A 21,456-nucleotide genomic window follows, 5' to 3' on the forward strand; every position below is an offset into this window, starting at 1 on the left:
CGCTCCTACGTTTGTTTCGGGCCAATCATTCCTGTGGGATTTGCGCGCGAACGCATTGGCGCACGCCACGATATCGCGTCGTACAAACAAGGCGGTCGCGCGCGTCCGGCACAGGCAATACTGGCCGGAAACAAACGTAGGAGCGGGTTTACCCGCGAAGCGCCGCGCGGGCGGCGCTCGGTTTTACAGGCGCTGAATGTGTCGAGGCGAACACATCGGCGCTCGGCCTCACCGGCGCATGACCGAAAGAATGCGGGGCGGCAGCCGCGGCGACAGGGAAATGTCGTCAAGCCACAAAAGCGGGCATCCGTGACCGAGCAGGTGCCACACTATCTTTCCAAGATGCGCGACTCAGAGTGACGCCAAAGCCACCAGATACTCCATCCCTTAAACGCTTCTGAAGCAAGCAACAACCCAACCCATATCCAGTTATTGATACCAGCAACGACCATGGGCAAGAGCAAAACCACCGAAACTGATGGAACAATGAAAAAAAATCTGAATGGCATCTGCACCAGCGCCAAAAACATCACGAATTTTTGACACCTGAAAAACCCCATGCATGTAACAATAACTGAAAGCTGTAAAAACAGCCCGATCCAGATCACAAGACCTGAGCCACCCCAACTCCGCACCACTTCAAGACCACTATTCAAATCCGACCAAAAAGGTATTGCTCCTCGGGCGACATTACGCAAGATGTACAAAATAATATAAAACGCATCCATAATCGCCCAAAGCAAATGTATAGCGCGCAGCTTATTAGTATTTAACACCATCAATAGGCACCTCTTTTATATTCATACTCCTCGTTAGGCACAACAGGACGCCAGTGCCAGGACCCCGGTGATCGCCCATGCATCATCAGCCTGTACATAATTTTGCGTTATCCGTCGTACATCCCCATATCGATGTATAACCGACAGCCTGGCGAAACTAGCTTTGATTCCGCCCATCTCAAGCGAGGGTAACGCGCTACATCAGTCGGAGAAATTGGCTGCTCCCGAATAAGGAACCACCTGCCGTCTTCCACCAGTTTCAAAGCCCGCCCAATATCATCCTGCAACACAGGCCGCCCTTGAGGCAAACCACATGCTTTCTGGAAGTCACACAACCCACGCAGAATCGTATTTTGCAGCAAAGCTCTCTGAACTATCGAACAAGCAAAAAAAGGGTCTTCAACCCTCTCTAAATCTTCTTTCCAAACGTCGCGCCACTCACAAATCCTGTCCATAGATTCCAGATTCCTCCATAGTGAAGACTGAATACCTACCTCATTTTTCATCACTTCGGACGTAGGAAATTTCTGCGACGCACGTAGGGATTCTCCTGTCGCCTTCTCCGAAGAAACATCTAGCGCCTCAAATTGTTCATGCCGTCGAAGGAATAGCAGAACTTCAAAGGCGCCAAGACTGATAGCTGCATGCCTTTTGATCTCACAGGTGCTGGAATGCTTGCTGCGAACATCTGGTTCCGTTGACGCTCACTCAACCCCGCCCCTTCCCCCGTCAATCAACATCAGACGCTCCAAATGCGAGGATCTGTGACTGAACATCATCTGAATCGATCATGGTAGCCAGCCTTATTCGGCCAATCCTAGACTCGCCTAAAGCCCGCTCAAGGACCGCCCCCATGCCCGAGACCCTGCTCAGCCCCCGCAACCTCGCCTTCGAGCTCTACGAAGTCCTCGACGCCGAAGCCCTCACCCAGCGCCCCCGCTTCGCCGAGCACAGCCGCGAAACCTTCGACGCCGCGCTGACCACCGCGCGCACCATCGCCGAGAAGTTCTTCGCCCCGCACAACCGCAAAGCCGATGAAAACGAGCCGCGCTACGTCGACGGCCGCGCCGAGCTGATCCCCGAGGTGAAACCCGCCGTCGATGCCTTCCTCGAAGCGGGCTTCCTCAACGCCAACCGCGACTTCGACGTCGGCGGCATGCAGTTGCCCAGCCTGGTCTCACAGGCCTGCTTCGCCCACTTCCAGGCCGCCAACGCCGGCACCACGGCCTACCCGTTTCTGACAATGGGCGCGGCCAACCTGATCGAAAGCTTCGGCACGCAAGAGCAGAAGCGCCTGTTCCTGCAGCCGATGATCGACGGGCGCTTCTTCGGCACCATGGCCCTGACCGAACCCCACGCCGGCTCGTCGCTGGCCGACATCCGCACCCGCGCTGAACCTGCCGGCGACGGCAGCTATCGGCTCAAGGGCAACAAAATCTTCATCTCCGGCGGCGACCACGAGCTGTCGGAAAACATCGTGCACATGGTTTTGGCCAAGCTGCCGGACGCCCCGCCTGGGGTGAAAGGTATCTCGCTGTTCATCGTGCCCAAGTACCACGTCAACCCCGACGGCAGCTGCGGTCCGCGCAACGATGTGCTGCTGGCCGGGCTGTTCCACAAGATGGGCTGGCGCGGCACCACCTCCACGGCGCTCAACTTCGGTGACAACGGCCAGTGCGTCGGCTATCTGGTCGGCCAGCCGCATCAAGGCCTGGCCTGCATGTTCCAGATGATGAACGAAGCGCGTATCGGCGTCGGCATGGGTGCGGTGATGCTGGGTTATGCCGGTTACCTGTATTCGCTGGAATACGCCCGCCAGCGCCCGCAGGGCCGGCTGCCGGACAACAAGGACCCGCACAGCAGCGCCGTGCCGATCATTCAGCACACTGATGTGAAACGCATGCTGCTGGCGCAGAAAGCCTACGTAGAAGGCGCCTTCGACCTGGGCCTGTATGCCGCGCGCCTGTTCGACGACACCCATACCGCCAGCGATGAAAGCGCCCGCAAGCAGGCGCAGGAACTGCTCGATCTGCTGACCCCGATCGTAAAGTCCTGGCCCTCGGCGTTCTGCCTCAAGGCCAACGAACTGGCGATCCAGATTCTCGGCGGCCACGGCTATACCCGCGAATACCCGGTGGAGCAGTACTACCGCGACAACCGCCTGAACCCGATCCACGAAGGCACCGAGGGCATCCAGTCGCTCGACTTGCTCGGCCGCAAGCTGGCGCAGAACAATGGCGCCGGCCTCAAGCAACTGCTTCGCCGAATCGCCGCCACCGGTGAGCGCGCCAGCCATCACCCCAACCTCGACCCGCTGCGCCAGCCACTGGAGCAACTGGTCAACCGCCTGCAAGGGGTCACCCTGACCCTGCTCGCTGACCTGGCCCAGGGTAAAGTCGCCGGCGCCCTGGCCAACTCGGCCTTGTACCTGAAAGCATTCGGCCACTGTGTAATCGGCTGGCGGTGGCTGGAACAGGCAGTCCACGCCGAACTCGGGCTGCTCAAGGCCGACGCTGGCGAGCGCGACTTTTACCTCGGCAAGCTGCAGGCCGCCCGTTATTTCCTGACCTGGGAAGTACCAGGCTGCCATAATGAGCTGGCATTGCTCGAGGCGCGCGACAACACTTGCCTCGCGATGCAGGACGAGTGGTTCTAGGGGGAGCCACCGTGTACACGGAGGCTTGCACATGTTCGATTCCAGCGCCCTGCTGCGCCAGCGCTTTGCCGCGCTGCGCAGCAAGGCCGAGTTGTTTTCCCTGCGCCATGTGAAACAGTCGCACCAGGCGCTTTCGGTTCGCCGCAATGTGGCCGAGCCACCCTCGTTCAGCCAGGACGAGGGCGCGATGCTTACCGTACGGGTCAATGGCGTGGAGGCCTATGCGGCCACCGCCGATCTGTCGCCGGCCGGCCTGCAGCGCGCCCTGGAGCAGGCCGAAGCCCTGGCCCGGCAGATCGCCCGGCATAGCCTGCTGGACCTGCGCGGGCAACCGGTGACCAGCGCCCGCCACGACCACATCTCGCCCAACCTCGACCAGCCCGTGCCCAGCCTGGCCGACTGCCTTGGCCTGCTCGCCGCGGAATCAGCCAGCGTACCCAAGGACAGCCGCCTGGTGGACTGGCAGGCCAGTCTCGGCCTGAGCCTGGTCGAGCAGACCTACCTGAACTCAGCCGGCGCCGAGCTGCGCCATGCCCAGCGCTTTCTGTTCCCGGGGCTGGGGGTAACTGCCAGCAACGGCCAGGACAGCCAGAGCCGCAGCCTGGGCCGCGACAATTTCGGCCAGCAAGGCGGTTACGAGATCGTTGAGCGTTGTGGCCTGGTGGGTGCCGCCAGCCAGGTCGCCGACGAGGCCCTGCAGTTGCTGCTGGCCCCTAATACGCCCAGTGGCCCGCGCGACCTGCTGTTGATGCCCGACCAGATGATGCTGCAGATTCACGAATCGATCGGCCACCCGCTGGAGATGGACCGCATCCTCGGCGACGAGCGTAACTACGCGGGCACCAGCTTCGTCAAAGCCAGTGACTTCGGCTACCTGCAGTACGGTTCCAGCCTGCTGAATGTGACCTTCGACCCGACCATCGGCGAAGAGCTGGCCAGCTACAGCTTCGATGATGACGGCACTCCGGCCAGCAAGCAGTTCCTTATCCGCGACGGCCTGCTGCTGCGCCCACTGGGTGGCGCTTTGTCGCAGTTCCGTTCCGGCCTGGACGGTGTGGCCAACAGCCGCGCCTGTGGCTGGAACCGTGCGCCGATCGACCGCATGGCCAACCTCAACATCGAGCCGGGCGAGCACTCCCTCGAACAACTGATCGCAGGCATCGAGCACGGCATCCTGATGCGGACCAACCGGTCCTGGTCCATCGACGACGCGCGCAACAAGTTCCAGTTCGGCTGCGAATGGGGCCAACTGATCGAGAACGGCGAGCTCAAGGGCATCGTCAAGAACCCCAACTACCGGGGCATCTCCGCACAGTTCTGGCGCAACCTGGCAGCGGTCGGCGACCGCAGCACCTTCCAGGTACTGGGCACGCCCAACTGCGGCAAGGGCGAACCCAACCAGGTGGTGCGCGTGGGCCACGCCTCGCCGGCCTGCGTGTTCCGCCAGATCGACGTATTCGGAGGGGACGCCTGATGAAACACGCCTTTGAAACCCTGGCCGGGGAGGTGCGCGCCGCCCTGGAAAGTGGCGAGCAGTTCACCCTTGGCTACAGCGCCGAGCAGTCCCAGTTCGTGCGCTTCAACCACGCCAAGGTGCGCCAGGCCGGGCATGTCAGCCAGGCCAGCGCGCAGCTGCGGCTGATCCGCGACGGTCGCCAGGCCGAACAGCAGGTGACCTTGAGTGGCGATGCGCAACTGGACCGCCAACGCTTGGCGGATGCCCTGGCGCAACTGCGCCAGACCCTGCCACTGCTGGCCGTCGACCCTTACCTGCGCTTGGACGAAAGCGCCTGGCACAGCCACAGCCAGCAACAGCAGCCACTACCTGAACTCAGCGATGTGCTGGCGTTGCTCGACCGCGAAGCGGGTGACCTGGACCTGGTCGGCATTTATGCCGCGGGCCCGGTCTGCCGGGGCTTCGCCAGCTCGTTCGGTGCCTTCGGCTGGCACCAGGCCAACAGCTTCAACTTCGACTGGAGCCTGTTCCACGAAAACGGCCAGGCGGTGAAGGCCAACTACGCCGGCCAGGTGTGGAACCCCGACGACTTCACCGCGCGCCTGCGCCAGGCGCGGGAGCAGTTGGGCTTCCTCGGGCGCCCGGCGGTCACCCTCGAACCCGGCAGCTACCGTGCCTACCTGGCCCCGGCGGCGATGGACGAAATCGCCGGCATGCTGTGCTGGGGCGGTTTTTCCGCCCAGGCGCTGGCCACCGGCAATAGCGCCTTGCAGCGCCTGTACAACGGCGATGCACGGCTGAGCCCGCTGGTGAGTTTCACCGAGCAGGTCAGCGGCTCGCTGAGCCCGGCGTTTTCCGATGAAGGCTCACCGCGCCTGGATGTGCCGCTGATCCAGCAAGGCCGGGCGGCGCAACGGCTGATCAGCGCGCGCAGCGCCGCCGAATTCAAGCTGCTGGCCAATGGCGCCGACAGTTACGAGTCGCCCTGCGCACTCAGCCTGGCACCGGGTGGCCTGCCCATGGACGAGGTCTTGCAGCGGCTGGGCACTGGGCTGTACATCAGCAACCTGTGGTACCTCAACTACTCGGACTTGCCAGCAGCGCGCATGACCGGGCTGACCCGGTTCGCCACCTTCTGGGTGGAGAACGGGCAGATCCAGGGGCCGGTGAGCACCATGCGCTTCGATGACAGCCTGTACAGTTTGCTCGGTAGCCAACTGGAGGACCTGACCCAGGAGCGCGAGATGATCCTGCCGACCAGCACCTATGGGCAGCGCAGCACCGGGTCGAGTCATTTGCCGGGTGCGCTGGTCAAAGGCCTGGCCCTGACATTGTGATTGGACTTGCCGGCCCTTTCGCGGCTAAAGCCGCTCCTACAACGAACGCGTAACCCTTGTAGGAGCGGCTTTAGCCGCGAAGAGGCCGGCACTGACAAACGAGGAAGTCATGCCCGAACGCACCCCGCTAGACCCCGCCACCGCCCGCTGGATCCCCTGGGTGGTCGCCATCGCCTTCTTCATGCAGTCCCTGGACGGCACCATCCTCAACACCGCGCTGCCGGCCATGGCCCGCTCGCTGGCCGAAGACCCGCTGCGCATGCAGGGCGTAATCATTGCCTACATGCTCACGGTGGCCCTGCTGATACCCGCCTCGGGCTGGATCGCCGACCGCTTCGGCACCAAGCGCATCTTCTTCAGCGCCATCCTGCTATTCAGCTTCGGCTCGTTATTGTGCGCCGCCGCCAACAACCTCGGCTTCCTGATCTTCGCCCGGGTGGTGCAGGGCCTGGGCGGCGCCCTGATGCTGCCGGTAGGGCGCCTGGTGGTGTTGCGCGCCTACCCGCGCAGCGAGCTGGTACGCATCATGAGCTTTATCACCATCCCCGGCCTGCTGGGGCCGTTGCTGGGGCCTACGGTGGGCGGCTGGCTGGTGGAAATCCTCAGCTGGCACTGGATTTTCCTGCTCAACCTGCCTGTCGGCCTGCTGGGCTGCTACGCCGTCTGGAAGTTCATCCCCGACCTGCGCGGCGCTGAACGCACCCGCTTCGATACCCCTGGCTTCCTGCTGTTCGGCGCCGCGATGGTGCTGATCACCATTGCCATGGAGGGGCTCGGCGAGCTGCACCTGCCGCACCTGCGGGTGATGTTGCTGCTGTTTGCCGGCATGGCGTGCCTGGCCGCCTACTGGCTGCGCGCCGGGCGCGACCCCGAGCCGTTGTTCTCGCCCAGCCTGTTCCGCGTGCGCACCTTCGCCATCGGTATCCTGGGCAACCTCTTCGCGCGCCTGGGCAGCGGCGCCCTGCCGTTCCTGGTGCCGTTGCTGCTGCAAGTCGCACTGGGCTATTCGCCGGCCCAGGCCGGCATGAGCATGATCCCACTGGCGGCGGCGGCAATGGTGGCCAAATCCATCGCCAGGCCGCTGATCGAACGCTTCGGCTACCGCATCATCCTGACCAGCAATACCTTGCTGCTGGGCCTGCTGCTGGCCAGCCTTGGGCTGGTTGACGAGCAGACGTCCTATGCCGTGCTGCTGATCCAGCTGGGGCTGCTGGGCGCGGTCAACTCGATGCAGTTCACGGCAATGAACACGGTAACCCTGATCGACCTCGACGATGCCAGCGCCAGCAGCGGCAACAGCCTGCTGTCGGTGGTCGCGCAGCTGGCGCTGAGCCTGGGCGTGGCCTGCGCCGGCGCCCTGCTGGGCGGCTTCACCGCCGCCGGCAGTGCCGAAGGCGTGGACACCACGCTGGGCGCCTTCCAGCTGACCTTCGTCACCATCGGCGTGATGGCCATGCTGGCGGCGGCGATCTTCCTGCAGCTGGCACCGACGGACGGAAGGCGTGCCCGTCGTCCGGAACACCACGTGGAGTCTTAGGGCGAATGGCCACGAGGCTGGTAGACTATGCGGCATTTTTAGCTTCGCACCGCAGGCCCGCCTCGTGACCACCGAATCCACCGCCTTTGCCACCTTGCCGCTGTCCACTGCCATGCTGGCCAACCTGGACGCCCTCGGCTATGCCGCGATGACACCGATCCAGGCCCAGAGCCTGCCGGTCATCCTCAAGGGCCAGGACCTGATTGCTCAGGCCAAGACCGGCAGCGGCAAGACCGCCGCCTTCGGCATCGGCCTGCTGAACCCGATCAACCCGCGTTACTTCGGCTGCCAGGCCTTGGTGCTGTGCCCGACCCGCGAACTGGCCGACCAGGTCGCCAAGGAACTGCGCCGCCTGGCCCGCGCCGAGGACAACATCAAGATCCTGACCCTGTGCGGTGGTGTTTCGCTGGGCCCGCAGATCGCCTCGCTGGAACACGGTGCGCACATCATCGTCGGTACGCCTGGGCGCATCCAGCAGCACCTGGACAAAGGCACCCTGGTACTCGATGGCCTGAACACCCTGGTGCTCGACGAAGCCGACCGCATGCTCGACATGGGCTTTTTCGATGCCATTGCCAGCATCATCGGCAAAACCCCATCGCGCCGCCAGACCCTGCTGTTCTCGGCCACCTACCCGGCCGGCATCAAGCAACTGGCCGCCGACTTCATGCGTAACCCGCAGCAAGTGAAAGTCGAGAGCCTGCACACCGACAACCAGATCGAGCAGCGCTTCATCGAGATCGACCCAGAGCAGCGTCTGGAGGCGGTGACCCGCGTGCTGGGCCACTATCGCCCGCAGTCATGCGTGGCGTTCTGCTTCACCAAGCAGCAGTGCGAAGACGTGGTTGCCCACCTGACCGCCAAGGGTATCGTCGCCCAGGCGCTGCACGGCGACCTTGAGCAGCGCGACCGCGACCAGGTTCTGACCATGTTCGCCAACCGCAGCAGCTCGGTGCTGGTGGCCACCGACGTGGCCGCGCGCGGCCTGGACATCGATGGCCTGGACATGGTCATCAACGTCGAGCTGGCACGCGATGCGGAAATCCACGTGCACCGCGTGGGCCGTACTGGCCGCGCTGGCGAGAAGGGCCTGGCGGTGAGCCTGGTTGCCCCGGCAGAAGGCCACCGCGCCCAGGCCATCGAGCAACTGCAGAAAAGCCCGCTGCGCTGGGACCAGCTCGACAGCCTGAAGAACAAGGGCGGCGAGCCGCTGCTGCCGGTGATGAGCACCCTGTGCATCGCCGCCGGGCGCAAGGACAAGCTGCGCCCTGGCGATATCCTGGGCGCGCTGACCGGTGATGCCGGTATCCCAGGCAAGCAGGTGGGCAAGATTGCGATCTTTGACTTCCAGGCGTTTGTGGCGGTGGAGCGAGCGCTTGCCAAGCAGGCCATGCAGCGCTTGAACAGCGGCAAGATCAAGGGCCGGTCCCTGAAAGTCCGCATCGTCTGACATTTTTGGGGCTGCTTTGCAGCCCATCGCAGGCAAGCCAGCTCCCACAGGATCACCACAGGCCTTCAGGCTTGTGCGGTACCTGTGGGAGCAGGCCATGCAGCGCTTGAACAGCGGCAAGATCAAGGGCCGGTCCCTGAAAGTCCGCATCGTCTGACATTTTTTGGGGCTGCTTTGCAGCCCATCGCAGGCACGCCAGCTCCCACAGGATCACCACAGGCCTTCAGGCTTGTGCAGTACCTGTGGGAGCTGGCTTGCCTGCGATGGGCCGCACAGCGGCCCCGGCTATCCATGAGGTAACACCGTGCACTCCACCGACGTGATCATCCTCGGCGCCGGCGCCGCCGGCCTGATGTGCGCCCAGCTCAGCGCCCGCCGCGGCCGCCGGGTCCTGTTGCTCGACCACGCCAACAAGCCAGGCAAGAAGATCCTCATGTCTGGCGGCGGGCGTTGCAACTTCACCAATATGTACACCGAACCGGCCAACTTCCTCTCGCACAACGCCCATTTCTGCAAATCGGCGCTGGCCCGCTACACGCAATGGGACTTCATCGAGCTGGTGTGCAAGCACGGCGTGGCGTACCACGAGAAGAAGCTCGGCCAGTTGTTCTGCGACAACAAGGCCAGCGACATCCTCGACATGCTGCTGGCCGAATGCGACGAGGCCGGTGCCGAAATCCGCATGCACACCAGCATCGAACAGATCGAAAAAACCGAAAGCGGCTACCTGCTGCAGACCAGCGGCGGGCAGTTCGCCTGCCAGTCACTGGTGATCGCCACCGGTGGCCTGTCGATCCCGACCCTGGGCGCCACCGGGTTCGGCTACCAGGTCGCGCGCCAGTTTGGCCACACCCTGCTGCCGACCCGCGCCGGGCTGGTGCCGTTCACCATCACCGAGCCACAACTCAAGGCATTGTGCAGCGAGCTGTCCGGCACTTCGCTTGATTGCACGGCCACCTGCAACGGCACCAGCTTCCGCGAAAACCTGCTGTTCACTCACCGTGGCCTGAGTGGCCCGGCAATCCTGCAGATCTCGTCGTTTTGGGAAGCCGGTGACACCGTCGAGATCAACCTGCTGCCCGACCGTGATGCACTCACCTGGCTGCAGCAGATGCAAACCGAGCGCGCCAATGCCGAACTGAAGACCGTGCTGGGCGAAGCGTTTACCCGCAAGCTGGCCAACCTGCTGGCCGAGCAGTGGTTCGAGTCCAGGCCCATGAAGCAGTACACCCCGGCAGAACTGGCGCACATTGCCGAGAAGCTGGCCAACTGGCAGGTGGTGCCTGCGGGCACCGAGGGCTACCGCACCGCCGAAGTGACCCTGGGCGGCGTGGATACCCGCGAAGTGTCGTCCAAGACCATGGAGTCGCTGAAAAGCCCCGGGCTGTACTTTATTGGGGAAGTGCTGGATGTCACCGGCCACCTGGGTGGCTTCAACTTCCAGTGGGCCTGGGCATCGGCCAACGCCGCAGCGCAGTTCGTGTAGAGTAGAATCCATTCAGCAGCACGGAACGCTTCTTGCTGGCCCGTGCCCAGCGCCGGAATCTGGGCCGCTTCGCGCCCCTTCGCGGGCATGCCCGCTCCCACGGGGTTTTGTGCAGTACCTGTGGGAGCGGGCGCGCCCGCGAAGGGCCGCAAAGCGGCCCCAGTAACCGGTTCTGAAAGGTATTCCTCTGATCACTGCCTAGCAGGCCAACATGTCATCGAGCTCGTTCCGTCAGTCACTGCGTCGCCTGTGGGGCCAAGACAAGTTCAGCTATAGCATCCGGGTCACCATCGCCCTCACCGGCAGCCTGGCCCTGTGCTGGTACCAGAACGAGATGGCCCTGCTGATCCCGCTGTTCCTCGGCATCATCGCCAGCGCCCTGGCCGAAACCGACGACAGCTGGCAGGGCCGCCTCAGCGCCCTGGCCGTCACCCTGGTGTGTTTCGCCATTGCTGCGCTGGCGGTCGAACTGCTGTTCCCCTACCCCTGGTTCTTCGCCATCGCCCTGGCCCTGGCAGCGTTCAGCCTGACCATGCTCGGCGCACTGGGCGAGCGCTACGGGGCCATTGCCTCGGCAACCCTGATCACCGCGGTGTACACCATGATCGGCGTGGACCAGCGCGGCGGCCAGGTCACGGATTTCTGGCACGAGCCCATGCTGCTGGTGGCGGGCGCGGCCTGGTACGGGCTGTTATCGGTACTGTGGCAGGCGCTGTTCTCCAACCAGCCGGTCCAGCAGAGCCTGGCCAAGCTGTTCTTCGAGCTGGGCAGCTACCTCAAACTCAAGGCCAGCCTGTTCGAGCCGGTGCGCACCCTAGACGTCGAGGCCACACGCCTGGCCCTGGCCCAGCAGAATGGCAAGGTGGTGGCAGCCCTGAACGCGGCCAAGGAAATCATCCTGCACCGGGTCGGCAACAGCCAGCCAAACTCCAAGGTCAGCCGCTACCTGAAGCTGTATTTCCTGGCCCAGGACATCCACGAGCGGGTCAGTGCCTCGCATTACCCCTACAACGCCCTGACCGAAACGTTCTTCCACAGTGACGTGATGTTCCGCTGCCAGCGCCTGCTGCGCAAACAGGGCTCGTCCTGCCAGGAGCTGGCCCGTTCGATCCGCCTGCGCCAGCCTTTCGTGCTGGCCAGCGGTTATCCCGAGGCCCTCGAAGACCTCAACGCTGCGCTGGAGCACCTGCGCCTGCAAAACAACCCGGCCTGGCGGGGCCTGTTGCGCTCGCTGCGGGCCCTGGCCGCCAACCTGGCCACGCTCGACCGCTTGCTCAGTGCCGCGAGCAACCCCGACAGCCTGGCCGACGCCAGCGACAGCAGCCTGCTCGACCGCTCGCCACGTTCGCTCAAAGATGTGTGGACACGCCTACGTACCCAGCTGACCCCCACGTCGCTGCTGTTCCGGCATGCCTTGCGCCTGCCGTTGGCGCTGTCGATCGGCTACGGCATGGTTCACCTGATCCACCCCACCCAGGGCTACTGGATCATCCTCACCACCCTGTTCGTCTGCCAGCCCAACTACGGTGCGACTCGGCGCAAGCTGGTGCAGCGCATTTTCGGCACGGCCATTGGCCTGACCGTCGGCTGGGCCTTGTTCGACCTGTTCCCCAACCCGCTCATCCAGTCGCTGTTCGCCGTGGTTGCCGGGGTGGTGTTCTTCGTCAACCGCACTAGCCGCTACACCCTGGCCACGGCCGCGATCACGCTGATGGTACTGTTCTGCTTCAACCAGATCGGCGACGGCTACGGCCTGTTCCTGCCGCGCCTGTTCGATACCCTGGTGGGCAGCCTGATTGCCATCCTGGCGGTGTTCCTGTTCCTGCCTGACTGGCAGGGGCGGCGCCTGAACAAGGCGCTGGCCAATACCCTGGCCTGTGCCAGCGTGTACTTGCGCCAGATCATGCAGCAGTATGCTCACGGCAAGCGCGACGACCTGGCCTACCGCCTGGCCCGGCGCAATGCCCACAACGCCGACGCAGCGCTATCCACCACCTTGGCCAACATGCTGATGGAGCCGGGGCATTTCCGTAAGGAGGCCGATGTCGGCTTCCGTTTCCTGGTGCTGTCGCACACCCTGCTCAGCTACCTCTCGGGGCTGGGCGCGCACCGCGATACGGCACTGCCGGCCCAGGCCCAGGAACAGTTGATAGAAGGTGCCGGGCAAAGCCTGGCCAGCAGCCTGGACGAAATCGCCAACGGCCTGGCAGCACGGCTGCCCGTGGCCATTCATAGCGATGCCGAAGAAGCGCTGGCCAATGCTCTGGAGCAGATGCCGGATGAGCTGGATGAACATCAACGGCTGGTGCAGACACAGCTGGCGCTGATCTGCCGGCAGTTGGGACCATTGCGGACCTTGGCAGCGCACTTGATCAAGGAAGGTAACCCAGGCTGAGGTCTACCCCGGCCTGTACGCATGACGAAGCCGGTAGCGCGTCCAGGCTCAGAAGCCGTGCTGGCGCAGCAGCCGGGCATAGCTGCCATCGGCCTTCATCGCCGCAATCGCTTGCTCGAACCGCTCGACAATCCGCTCACGCTCCGGGTGCTTCAGGCTGACCAGGATATGCAGGGTGTTCTCCGCCAGCGGCGGCTCCACCAGCACCACCCCATCACGCACCTGCTGTGGTTCACGCTGCAGGTTGTAGCGGGCCACGTACTCGTCTTCCACCGCCAGGTCTACTCGCCCTGCTGCGACCATGCGCAGTGCCGAGGAAAAGGTGCGCACCGCCACTTTGTGCAGGCGCGTATCGCCGTCGAACCCAGGGGAATAGGCGTAATCACGTACGACAGCGATGGTGTAGGGGTAAAGGTCCGACTGCTGCCGGTAACGTATCGCCTGGCCTTTTCGCTGCAGCAAGCGGATGCGGTTGGTCAGGTATGGCGTGGAGAACTGCCCGATGCTGACGCGCGCCTCGTTGTACCAGGCATCGATCAACACGTCGTAGCGCCCTTGCGCAACCCCCAGCAGCGCCCGCGCCCAGGGCGCCTCCTCATAGCTGCTTTCGTAGCCGGCACGGGCCAGCGCCGTGGTCACGATGCTGGTCGCCAGGCCACCACCCGGCAGCTCGACATCGGTGAAGGGGGGCCATTTGTCCGCCACCAGGCGCAGCTTGCCCTGACCCAGGGCGGGTGTTGCCAGCAAGATTGCCAGTACTCCCAGCACACAAAGCAGTGGCCGCATGCTTACGTCCTTTTGCCATGGAGGGCACACACTGCGGGTGAGATTACACAAACGCACTGCCGGGGGCAGCGGCCAATAGTGTCATTTTGCCTCTATTTTTGGCCTCAAGGGTAACCCAGCACGTCGCGGAGCTGCCGCAGGTGCTGGCTGATCCACTGCTTGTCGACCGCGCCCCAGTCACGAATACGGTAATGCCCGGCGTGGTTGCGGGCCCCTTCCTGTTGCTCGAACTCGCAAACGATGTCCAGGTCGGCCAGCGCGGCGATGGTGTCCTGCGCGGTGCGCCGCGGCATACCGGTGGCTTCCACCAGGGCGGGCACGCTGGTCGCGGTGCGGCTGTCGATCAGCCAGGCTACGTACAGGCGCCGGTAGAAGCTGCTTTTGGTCTTGCTCACGTCCATGCTGCATGTTCCTCAGAGGTTGCCCGGCAGTTCCCGGTAGGTCAGGTAGACGCGCAGGTCGAATTCCAGTTGGTGATAATCGGGTTCCATGTGCTGGCAGAGCTGGTAGAACGCCTTGTTATGGTCGCGCTCGCGCAAGTGCGCCAGCTCATGCACCACGATCATGCGCAAGAACTGCGGTGCAGCCTCCTTGAACAGCGAGGCGATGCGGATTTCCTTCTTGGCCTTGAGCTTGCCGCCCTGCACCCGCGACACCGCGGTATTGAGGCCCAGCGCGCGGTGGGTCAGGTCGAGCCGGCTATCGAACAACACCTTGTCCAGGCCCGGCGCACTGCGCAGGTACTGCTGGCGCAGGTCCTGGGCGTAGCCGTACAGCGCTTTGTCGCTTTGCACGTCATGGCGCCCGGGGTAGCGGCGCTGCAGGTACTCGCCCAGGCGGTCGCTGTCGATCATCTTGCGCACCTGCTCTTGCAGGTGCGGCGGGTAGGCTTGCAGGTAACGTAATACGGTCATGGCAGTGCATTCGGCGTAACGAATGCCGATTCTAGCCAATCATGGCGCTGGCCAGGAGAAAATCACCGGGAAGCGGGTGGCGTCCGTTGCGGTCATCGGGTGGGCCACCAGGAACCCCTGCACATACTCGCAACCATTGGCCTTGAGCCAGGCTGCCTGGGCCGGGGTTTCCACACCTTCGGCAATGACCGTGATGCCGTAGTCGGCGCACAAGCTGATGACACTGCGCACCAAGGCGGTATCCACTGCCGTATCAGGCAAGCGTGCCACCAGGTGGCGATCCAGCTTCAGGGTATCGATCGGCAGGTCCCGCAGCATGCGCAGTGAACAGTCGCCAGCGCCAAAGTCATCCAGTGCCACCCGCACCCCTAGCTCGCGCAGGCGATGGATCTGTTTCACCGCCGCATCGATGTTGTACATCAGCGAGGTCTCTGCGACCTCGACCTCCAGTTGCGCAGGGTCCAACTGGTATAACTGAATCACCCGCTGCAGTTCTTCGACCAGGCCGGGCATGACGAACTGCGCGCGGCTCAGGCTGATGCCCAGCACCAGGTCTGCGGGAAAGTGCTGGTACCAGGCATGGCGTTGGGCCGCGCCCTGCCGGTAGATCCAGCTGGCCAGCCGGTTGATCAGGCGCGCCTCCTCGAGCAGAGGAATGAACAGGCCTGGCGGCACATCGCCAACGCTTGGGTGCTGCCAGCGCAACAAGGCCTCGAAACCCCGCAGGTGGCCATCGATGAAGCTGACTTGCGGCTGGTACACCAGGGTGAAGTCCTGTTGCTCGATGGCAGTGCGCACGCTGTCTTCGAGCATCAGCCGCGAACGCGCCCGACCATTGAGTTCCTGGTCGTAGAAGCGGTACTGCTGGCGCCCGGCCTGCTTGGCGGCATACATCGCGGCATCGGCCGCGCGCAGCAGGCCTTCGACATTGGCACCGCATTCCGGATAGGTGGCAATGCCGATGCTCACCCCAAGGCACACATCCAGGCCGTCCACTTCATGGCGGATGGACACCCGCTCCAGCAGCCGCTCGGCATAACGCCCAGCCTGCTCCGGGTAAGGCAGGCTGTCGAACAGCGCGGTGAATTCATCGCCGCCCATGCGCGCCAGCAAGGCCTCGCTGCCCAGGCAGTCCTTGAGTTGCTCGGCGACCCAGCGCAGCACCCGGTCACCGGCGTCATGGCCAAGGGTGTCGTTGATGCGCTTGAAGCCGTCCAGGTCCATGTACATCAGCGCCTGGGCCTTGTCCGAGCGCTCGTTGCGCAACAGCGCGCCCTCGGCCGCCTGGTAGAAGCCGCGGCGGTTCAGCAGGCCGGTCAGGGGGTCGGTAACGGCCTGGTACTCCAGCTGCTGGTGCAGGTTGCGCACTGCCGACATATCCAGCACGGTCACCACCATGGCCTGCTGGTCGGCTGGCAACGGCGCGCACGACAATGCGACGGGAACAAGCTCGCCGGCCAGGGTGCGCAGTTGCGCGTCGTGCACGCGGTAGATTTCTTGCCCTAGGTACGCCCGGTAGAACGCCGACTCAAGCCATGGGCAGGCATTGGGAAGCTGCACCAGGTCGAGCAGTTGGGCGCCCTGAATGTGCTGCACGGGGGCCGCCAGCAAGCGGGAAATGGCCGGGTTGGCAAAGCTGATCACGCCCTGTGCGTCCACCACCAGAATGCCTTCGGCAGCGTTCTCCAGAATCGACCCGTTGAACGCCCTGGCGGCTTCCAGCTCCCGGGTCAGCCGCTGCAGCATGCGCCGGTTGCGCTGCTGGTCGAGCAAGGCCTGGACTTTGGGCTTGAGAACCTTGGGGTCGAACGGTTTGAACATGTAGTCCACGGCGCCGCTGGCGTAGCCTTTGAGCACGGCCGCTTCGGACTGTTCGTTGGCGGTCAGGAAAATGATCGGTGTGAGCCGCGTACGTTGGCTGCCACGCATCAGCCGGGCGACCTCGAAGCCGTCCATCTCCGGCATTTGCACGTCCAGCAGTACCAGGTCGACATCATGCTCCAGCAAGGCACTAAGGGCTTCGGTCCCCGAGCTTGCCGTCAACACTTGCCAATCTTGCCGGGCCAGCAAAGCCCGCATGCTGATGAGGTTTTCGGGGTAATCGTCTACCACCAGAAGAACCGAACTGCCATCCAGTGGCTGAGGGTGAGCGCCATCCATGCTGCTTCTCTTGTATGACCAACTACGACTTGCTATTGGATCCGAAGCTTAACTCTAGTCGTGGCTGCGAAAGACGCAATGCAAGGCATGGCAATAAGCCATGGACGAAGAAATTAGTCGACTAACGGTAGCTGTGCGAAAGGACCGTGAACGTGCCGCCAGGCCGCGCCAGGGCCTGAATGCCAAGCAAATAAAAAACCCGCATTTCTGCGGGTTTTTTGCAACGCTCAACGGTTCGATCAGTTGACCTTGGCCGCCAACTCGCCTTTGGCATAGCGCTGGAACATGCCTTCCAGGGAGATCGGCTTGATCTTCGAGGCATTGCCTGCAGTGCCAAACGCTTCGTAACGGGCGATGCACACATCACGCATGGCCTTCACGGTTTCAGCGAAGAACTTGCGAGGGTCGAACTCGCTCGGGTGCATGGCCATGTGGCGGCGCATGGCACCGGTGGAGGCCAGGCGCAGGTCGGTGTCGATGTTGACCTTGCGCACGCCGTACTTGATACCTTCGACGATTTCTTCAACCGGTACGCCGTAGGTTTCCTTGATCTCGCCACCGTACTGGTTGATGATCGCCAACCACTCCTGCGGTACCGACGAGGAGCCGTGCATCACCAAGTGGGTATTGGGGATGCGCTTGTGGATTTCCTTGATACGCTCGATGGCCAGGATGTCACCGGTTGGCGGCTTGGTGAACTTGTAGGCACCGTGGCTGGTACCAATGGCGATGGCCAATGCATCGACCTGGGTCTTCTTGACGAAGTCAGCGGCTTCTTCCGGGTCGGTCAGCATCTGGCTGTGGTCCAGCACACCTTCGGCACCGATACCGTCCTCTTCACCGGCCATGCCGGTTTCCAGCGAGCCCAGGCAGCCCAGCTCACCTTCTACCGAAACGCCACAGGCGTGCGCCATGGCCACGGTCTGCTGGGTGACACGCACGTTGTATTCGTAGTCGGTCGGGGTCTTGCCGTCTTCGCCCAGCGAGCCGTCCATCATGACCGAGCTGAAGCCCAGCTGGATCGAGCGCTGGCAGACATCAGGGCTGGTGCCGTGGTCCTGGTGCATGCACACCGGAATGTGCGGGAATTCTTCGATGGCAGCCAGGATCAGGTGGCGCAGGAACGGGGCGCCGGCGTATTTGCGGGCACCGGCCGAGGCCTGCACGATCACCGGGGAGTCGGTCTTGTCGGCCGCTTCCATGATGGCGCGCATCTGCTCGAGGTTGTTGACGTTGAAAGCTGGTACGCCGTAACCGAACTCGGCGGCGTGGTCCAGCATCTGGCGCATGCTAATGAGTGCCATTGTGTATCTCTCTCCCGACAAGCGTCGTATGTTTCGTGCAAGCCTGCCGCAGGGGCGGTTGCTGTTCAAGTAGTGTGGGCCGCCATTGCGGCCCGGCCAGTCACGGTGCCTTGCAGCCCCGCCCAATCAGATCGTTGGTTGCCACCCAGTACACCAGGCCTTCTTCGCCCTTGGTGTGGAAGGCCAGCATGCCATCGCTGTACAGCGCGCCCGAGGCACCTGGTTCGGCCTTGAGCCGGTAAACCTGGTCACCACCGCCCAGGCGCACGTCGACCTGGTCACGCTGCGCATCGGCGAAGCGCCACAGCACCTCGGCCTGGGTGTCGCAGACCCAGCGGGTCCAGTTGTCTGCCGGGGCGGGTCGCGCCGGCTGCAACAGTGAGCAGCCTGCCAGTGTCGCCAGGACCGTCACGGCCAAAAGCGCTTTCATTCAGTTTCCTCGATTTGGGGCTGCACAGCGGCCCCTTTCCAAGACCACAAATCAGCCTTCAGGTTGCCTGTTACCCGATCAAGGGCAACCCGGCGCCTTGCGCTGGTGGTCTTCGTCGTACTTTTCCAGGCCTTCCGGGCCCACACGCTTGCTGATCACCGGCACGGTCTCGGCCTGCCACTCGGACTGGTAGCAGCCGCCCTTGGGCGGCTGCGCCGGGTCGTCAGGCGAAGCCGGGCTGCCTGAGCACGCGCTCAGCAGACCCGCCAGCACCATCACAGGCAATTGCTTGACCATCAGGCCGCTCCCTTTGCCAGGCGCCGAAGTCATCAGGCCTTGGCCCGCTCTTCCAGAATTGCCACGGCTGGCAGGACCTTGCCCTCGACGAACTCGAGGAACGCGCCGCCACCGGTAGAAATGTAGGAGATTTCCTTGCTAACGCCATATTTGTCGATGGCCGCCAGGGTGTCACCGCCACCGGCGATGGAGAACGCGGCGCTGTCGGCGATGGCCTTGGCCAGCACCTGGGTACCCTTGCCGAACTGGTCGAATTCGAACACGCCGACCGGGCCGTTCCACAGGATGGTCTTCGACGACTTCAGCAGCTCGGCGAACTGGGCTGCGGTTTGCGGGCCGATGTCCAGGATCATGTCGTCGGCGGCAACATCGGCGATGGCCTTGACGGTGGCTTCGGCATCTTCGGCGAACGCCTTGGCGACCACCACGTCAACCGGCAGCGGCACACTGACCTTGGCAGCGATGGCCTTGGCCGTGTCGACCAGGTCCGGCTCGTACAGCGACTTGCCGACAGGGTGGCCGGCAGCGGCCAGGAAGGTATTGGCAATGCCACCACCGACGATCAGTTGGTCGCAGACCGCGCTCAGGCTGTTCAGCACGTCCAGCTTGGTGGAAACCTTGGAGCCGGCGACGATGGCCGCCATTGGCTTGGCCGGCGCTTTCAGGGCTTTGCCCAGGGCATCCAGCTCGGCAGCCAGCAGGGGGCCTGCAGCTGCAACCTTGGCGAACTTGGCCACACCGTGGGTCGAGCCCTCGGCGCGGTGCGCGGTGCCGAACGCGTCCATGACAAACACGTCGCACAGCGCAGCGTACTGCTGGGCCAGCTCGTCGGCGTTCTTTTTCTCGCCCTTGTTGAAGCGCACGTTCTCGAACAGCACCAGCTCACCGGCCTGCACCGCCACGCCGCCCAGGTAGTCGGCAACCAGCGGCACCTCGCGGCCCAGGGCCTTGCTCAGGTACTCGGCAACCGGCTTGAGGCTGTTTTCGGCAGAGAACTCCCCTTCGGTCGGGCGGCCCAGGTGCGAGCAGACCATTACCGCCGCGCCCTTCTCCAGAGCCAGCTTGATGGTCGGCAGCGCTGCCAGGATGCGCGCGTCGCTGGTTACCACACCGTCCTTCACAGGCACGTTGAGGTCTTCGCGGATCAATACGCGCTTACCTTGCAGGTCGAGGTCGGTCATCTTCAACACGGTCATGAATGCAGTCCTTCAGGGCTGTTTATTGCGGGTTGGGTGAACGACGTGCAGATAGTGTTCGGCAACGTCGAGCATACGGTTGGCGAACCCCCATTCGTTGTCGAACCAGGCCAGCAAGTTGACCAGGCGGGGCCCGGAAACACGAGTCTGGCTGGCATCGACGATCGCCGAATGCGGGTCATGGTTGAAATCACAGCTGGCATGCGGCAACTCGGTGTAGGCCAGCAAGCCTTTCAGCGGGCCGTCCAGCGCGGCCTCGCGCAACACCCGGTTGACCTCGGCGGCACTGGTGTCGCGGGCGGTCTGCAGGGTGATGTCCAGGCAAGACACGTTGACGGTCGGCACGCGTACCGCTTTGGCCTGGATTCGCCCGGCAAGTTCCGGAAGCAGGCGCTCGATACCGCGCGCCAGACCAGTGGACACCGGAATCACCGACTGGAAGGCCGAACGGGTGCGGCGCAAGTCTTCGTGGTGATAGGCGTCGATCACTGGCTGGTCGTTCATCGCCGAGTGGATGGTGGTGATCTGCACGTACTCGATGCCAAACGCCTGGTCCAGTACACGCAACAGGGGCACGCCGCAGTTGGTGGTACAGGAGGCATTGGAAACCAGCCGCTCCTGGCCGGTCAGGCAAGCCTGGTTGATGCCATAGACCACGGTGGCATCGACATCGGCCTCGCTGGCCATGGGCTGGGAGAACAGCACGCGCGGGGCACCGGCATCGAGGAAGCGCTGGCCGTCGGCGCGGGTGTTGTAGGCACCGGAGCACTCCAGCACCAGGTCGATACCCAGGGCAGCCCAATCGATGCCTTCGGGGGTGGCGCTGCGCATGACTTTCACGCAGTCGCCATTGATATGCAGACAGTCGCCGTCGACCTTCACCTGGCCAGGAAAGCGGCCGTGGGTGGAGTCGAAGCGAGTCAGGTACTCCAGGCTGGCCTGGTCGGCCAGGTCATTCAGCGCGACGATCTCGAAACCGGCCTTCGCCCCCCGCTCGAACAGCGCGCGCAGGACACAGCGGCCGATACGGCCATAACCGTTGAGTGCAACTTTGTAGGGACGCAGGTGGGGCATTCGTTGGCTCGCTAACGCGTGATGGCTGTTGGGGCCGCGTTGCGGCCCATCGCGACGCAAGGCCGCTCCCACAGGGTGCGGCATGCGCTGTACCCTGTGAGAGCGGCCTTGTGTCGCGATGGAGGGCAAAGCCCTCCCCTTGCACGACCTGAAGGGCGTCACTGCCCTCCCGGGTTACATCAGTCTTCCAGCAGCTCTT

General features: G+C 63.6%; 18 protein-coding genes. 8 read left to right on the forward strand and 10 right to left on the reverse strand.

Annotated features, from left to right (window positions below; translation table 11 throughout):
* Positions 1–329 precede the first annotated feature (329 nt).
* Positions 330–779, reverse strand: coding sequence for a hypothetical protein (locus tag ACF8SD_RS16025; protein ID WP_249414374.1), 450 nt, complete (start codon positions 777–779; stop codon positions 330–332).
* A gap of 853 nt (positions 780–1,632) precedes the next feature.
* Between ACF8SD_RS16025 and ACF8SD_RS16030 the strand changes: the two genes are divergently transcribed.
* The 7 genes from ACF8SD_RS16030 to yccS all read left to right on the forward strand — a co-directional run bounded on the left by ACF8SD_RS16030 (position 1,633) and on the right by yccS (position 13,096).
* Entirely contained in the window at positions 1,633–3,435 is a 1,803-nt protein-coding gene (locus ACF8SD_RS16030; protein WP_392484574.1) for an acyl-CoA dehydrogenase, read from the forward strand.
* Positions 3,436–3,466: 31 nt separating this feature from the next.
* The gene (locus tag ACF8SD_RS16035) at positions 3,467–4,909 is read left to right on the forward strand and encodes a TldD/PmbA family protein (protein WP_392484575.1); all 1,443 of its coding nucleotides are present in this window, start codon (positions 3,467–3,469) and stop codon (positions 4,907–4,909) included.
* Positions 4,909–6,228, forward strand: a complete 1,320-nt coding sequence (locus ACF8SD_RS16040) for a TldD/PmbA family protein (RefSeq protein WP_392484576.1) — start codon at positions 4,909–4,911, stop codon at positions 6,226–6,228. Before ACF8SD_RS16035 ends, ACF8SD_RS16040 begins: the two co-directional genes overlap by 1 nt.
* 109 nt (positions 6,229–6,337) lie before the next feature.
* On the forward strand, positions 6,338–7,765 hold the full coding sequence (gene mdtD / locus ACF8SD_RS16045; RefSeq protein ID WP_173891313.1) for a multidrug transporter subunit MdtD: 1,428 nt from the start codon (positions 6,338–6,340) through the stop codon (positions 7,763–7,765).
* Between the two features lie 112 nt (positions 7,766–7,877).
* Positions 7,878–9,215: an ATP-dependent RNA helicase DbpA gene (gene dbpA / locus ACF8SD_RS16050; protein WP_232108669.1), complete on the forward strand. Its 1,338-nt coding sequence runs from the start codon at positions 7,878–7,880 to the stop codon at positions 9,213–9,215.
* A gap of 304 nt (positions 9,216–9,519) precedes the next feature.
* The gene (locus tag ACF8SD_RS16055; protein ID WP_392484577.1) at positions 9,520–10,701 is read left to right on the forward strand and encodes an NAD(P)/FAD-dependent oxidoreductase; all 1,182 of its coding nucleotides are present in this window, start codon (positions 9,520–9,522) and stop codon (positions 10,699–10,701) included.
* Between the two features lie 211 nt (positions 10,702–10,912).
* Positions 10,913–13,096, forward strand: coding sequence for a YccS family putative transporter (yccS, locus tag ACF8SD_RS16060; RefSeq protein WP_392484578.1), 2,184 nt, complete (start codon positions 10,913–10,915; stop codon positions 13,094–13,096).
* 48 nt (positions 13,097–13,144) lie between these two features.
* On the opposite strand, the gene ACF8SD_RS16065 is transcribed toward yccS, so the two are convergent.
* From ACF8SD_RS16065 to ACF8SD_RS16080, 4 genes are all read right to left on the reverse strand, one after another.
* Positions 13,145–13,882, reverse strand: coding sequence for a substrate-binding periplasmic protein (locus tag ACF8SD_RS16065; RefSeq protein WP_392484579.1), 738 nt, complete (start codon positions 13,880–13,882; stop codon positions 13,145–13,147).
* A 104-nt stretch (positions 13,883–13,986) separates the two neighbouring features.
* Positions 13,987–14,283 carry a helix-turn-helix domain-containing protein gene (locus tag ACF8SD_RS16070; protein WP_173891316.1) on the reverse strand — a complete coding sequence of 99 codons (297 nt, stop codon included), beginning with the start codon at positions 14,281–14,283 and terminating at the stop codon, positions 13,987–13,989.
* A gap of 12 nt (positions 14,284–14,295) precedes the next feature.
* Positions 14,296–14,796, reverse strand: a complete 501-nt coding sequence (locus tag ACF8SD_RS16075; RefSeq protein ID WP_392484580.1) for a M48 family metallopeptidase — start codon at positions 14,794–14,796, stop codon at positions 14,296–14,298.
* A gap of 39 nt (positions 14,797–14,835) precedes the next feature.
* Positions 14,836–16,956, reverse strand: coding sequence for a putative bifunctional diguanylate cyclase/phosphodiesterase (locus tag ACF8SD_RS16080; protein WP_392484581.1), 2,121 nt, complete (start codon positions 16,954–16,956; stop codon positions 14,836–14,838).
* A gap of 100 nt (positions 16,957–17,056) precedes the next feature.
* Between ACF8SD_RS16080 and ACF8SD_RS16085 the strand changes: the two genes are divergently transcribed.
* Positions 17,057–17,203 (forward strand): hypothetical protein, encoded by a 147-nt coding sequence (locus ACF8SD_RS16085; protein ID WP_173891319.1) that lies wholly within the window; start codon positions 17,057–17,059, stop codon positions 17,201–17,203.
* Here ACF8SD_RS16085 and fba read toward each other — a convergent pair.
* The 5 genes from fba to epd all read right to left on the reverse strand — a co-directional run bounded on the left by fba (position 17,196) and on the right by epd (position 21,257).
* Positions 17,196–18,260, reverse strand: a complete 1,065-nt coding sequence (fba, locus tag ACF8SD_RS16090) for a class II fructose-bisphosphate aldolase (protein ID WP_009681373.1) — start codon at positions 18,258–18,260, stop codon at positions 17,196–17,198. The two genes, ACF8SD_RS16085 and fba, sit on opposite strands and share 8 nt — an antisense overlap.
* Positions 18,261–18,360: 100 nt before the next feature.
* The gene (locus ACF8SD_RS16095) at positions 18,361–18,690 is read right to left on the reverse strand and encodes an MliC family protein (RefSeq protein ID WP_173891320.1); all 330 of its coding nucleotides are present in this window, start codon (positions 18,688–18,690) and stop codon (positions 18,361–18,363) included.
* Positions 18,691–18,768: 78 nt separating this feature from the next.
* The gene (locus tag ACF8SD_RS16100; protein ID WP_029886252.1) at positions 18,769–19,020 is read right to left on the reverse strand and encodes a hypothetical protein; all 252 of its coding nucleotides are present in this window, start codon (positions 19,018–19,020) and stop codon (positions 18,769–18,771) included.
* A complete protein-coding gene (locus ACF8SD_RS16105) occupies positions 19,020–20,183 on the reverse strand; it encodes a phosphoglycerate kinase (protein ID WP_173891321.1) in 1,164 nt (387 codons plus the stop codon). The genes ACF8SD_RS16100 and ACF8SD_RS16105 overlap by 1 nt, the downstream gene beginning before the upstream one ends.
* Before the next feature lie 12 nt (positions 20,184–20,195).
* Positions 20,196–21,257, reverse strand: a complete 1,062-nt coding sequence (epd, locus tag ACF8SD_RS16110; protein ID WP_173891322.1) for an erythrose-4-phosphate dehydrogenase — start codon at positions 21,255–21,257, stop codon at positions 20,196–20,198.
* Positions 21,258–21,456: the final 199 nt, after the last annotated feature.

Origin of the sequence: Pseudomonas sp. CJQ_9, assembly GCF_043106615.1 — a bacterium.
GTDB lineage: Bacteria > Pseudomonadota > Gammaproteobacteria > Pseudomonadales > Pseudomonadaceae > Aquipseudomonas > Aquipseudomonas juntendi.

Excerpts from the sequence above, each read along its gene's own strand:
- ACF8SD_RS16080 (WP_392484581.1), bottom strand. The coding sequence starts at position 16,956 with ATGGATGGCGCTCACCCTCAGCCACTGGATGGCAGTTCGGTTCTTCTG.
- ACF8SD_RS16105 (WP_173891321.1), bottom strand. The coding sequence starts at position 20,183 with ATGACCGTGTTGAAGATGACCGACCTCGACCTGCAAGGTAAGCGCGTA.
- mdtD (WP_173891313.1), top strand. The coding sequence starts at position 6,338 with ATGCCCGAACGCACCCCGCTAGACCCCGCCACCGCCCGCTGGATCCCC.
- ACF8SD_RS16100 (WP_029886252.1), bottom strand. The coding sequence starts at position 19,020 with ATGACTTCGGCGCCTGGCAAAGGGAGCGGCCTGATGGTCAAGCAATTG.
- ACF8SD_RS16095 (WP_173891320.1), bottom strand. The coding sequence starts at position 18,690 with ATGAAAGCGCTTTTGGCCGTGACGGTCCTGGCGACACTGGCAGGCTGC.
- dbpA (WP_232108669.1), top strand. The coding sequence starts at position 7,878 with ATGCTGGCCAACCTGGACGCCCTCGGCTATGCCGCGATGACACCGATC.
- ACF8SD_RS16065 (WP_392484579.1), bottom strand. The coding sequence starts at position 13,882 with ATGCGGCCACTGCTTTGTGTGCTGGGAGTACTGGCAATCTTGCTGGCA.
- yccS (WP_392484578.1), top strand. The coding sequence starts at position 10,913 with ATGTCATCGAGCTCGTTCCGTCAGTCACTGCGTCGCCTGTGGGGCCAA.
- ACF8SD_RS16030 (WP_392484574.1), top strand. The coding sequence starts at position 1,633 with ATGCCCGAGACCCTGCTCAGCCCCCGCAACCTCGCCTTCGAGCTCTAC.
- epd (WP_173891322.1), bottom strand. The coding sequence starts at position 21,257 with ATGCCCCACCTGCGTCCCTACAAAGTTGCACTCAACGGTTATGGCCGT.
- fba (WP_009681373.1), bottom strand. The coding sequence starts at position 18,260 with ATGGCACTCATTAGCATGCGCCAGATGCTGGACCACGCCGCCGAGTTC.
- ACF8SD_RS16085 (WP_173891319.1), top strand. The coding sequence starts at position 17,057 with ATGGACGAAGAAATTAGTCGACTAACGGTAGCTGTGCGAAAGGACCGT.
- ACF8SD_RS16040 (WP_392484576.1), top strand. The coding sequence starts at position 4,909 with ATGAAACACGCCTTTGAAACCCTGGCCGGGGAGGTGCGCGCCGCCCTG.
- ACF8SD_RS16070 (WP_173891316.1), bottom strand. The coding sequence starts at position 14,283 with ATGGACGTGAGCAAGACCAAAAGCAGCTTCTACCGGCGCCTGTACGTA.
- ACF8SD_RS16035 (WP_392484575.1), top strand. The coding sequence starts at position 3,467 with ATGTTCGATTCCAGCGCCCTGCTGCGCCAGCGCTTTGCCGCGCTGCGC.
- ACF8SD_RS16075 (WP_392484580.1), bottom strand. The coding sequence starts at position 14,796 with ATGACCGTATTACGTTACCTGCAAGCCTACCCGCCGCACCTGCAAGAG.
- ACF8SD_RS16025 (WP_249414374.1), bottom strand. The coding sequence starts at position 779 with ATGGTGTTAAATACTAATAAGCTGCGCGCTATACATTTGCTTTGGGCG.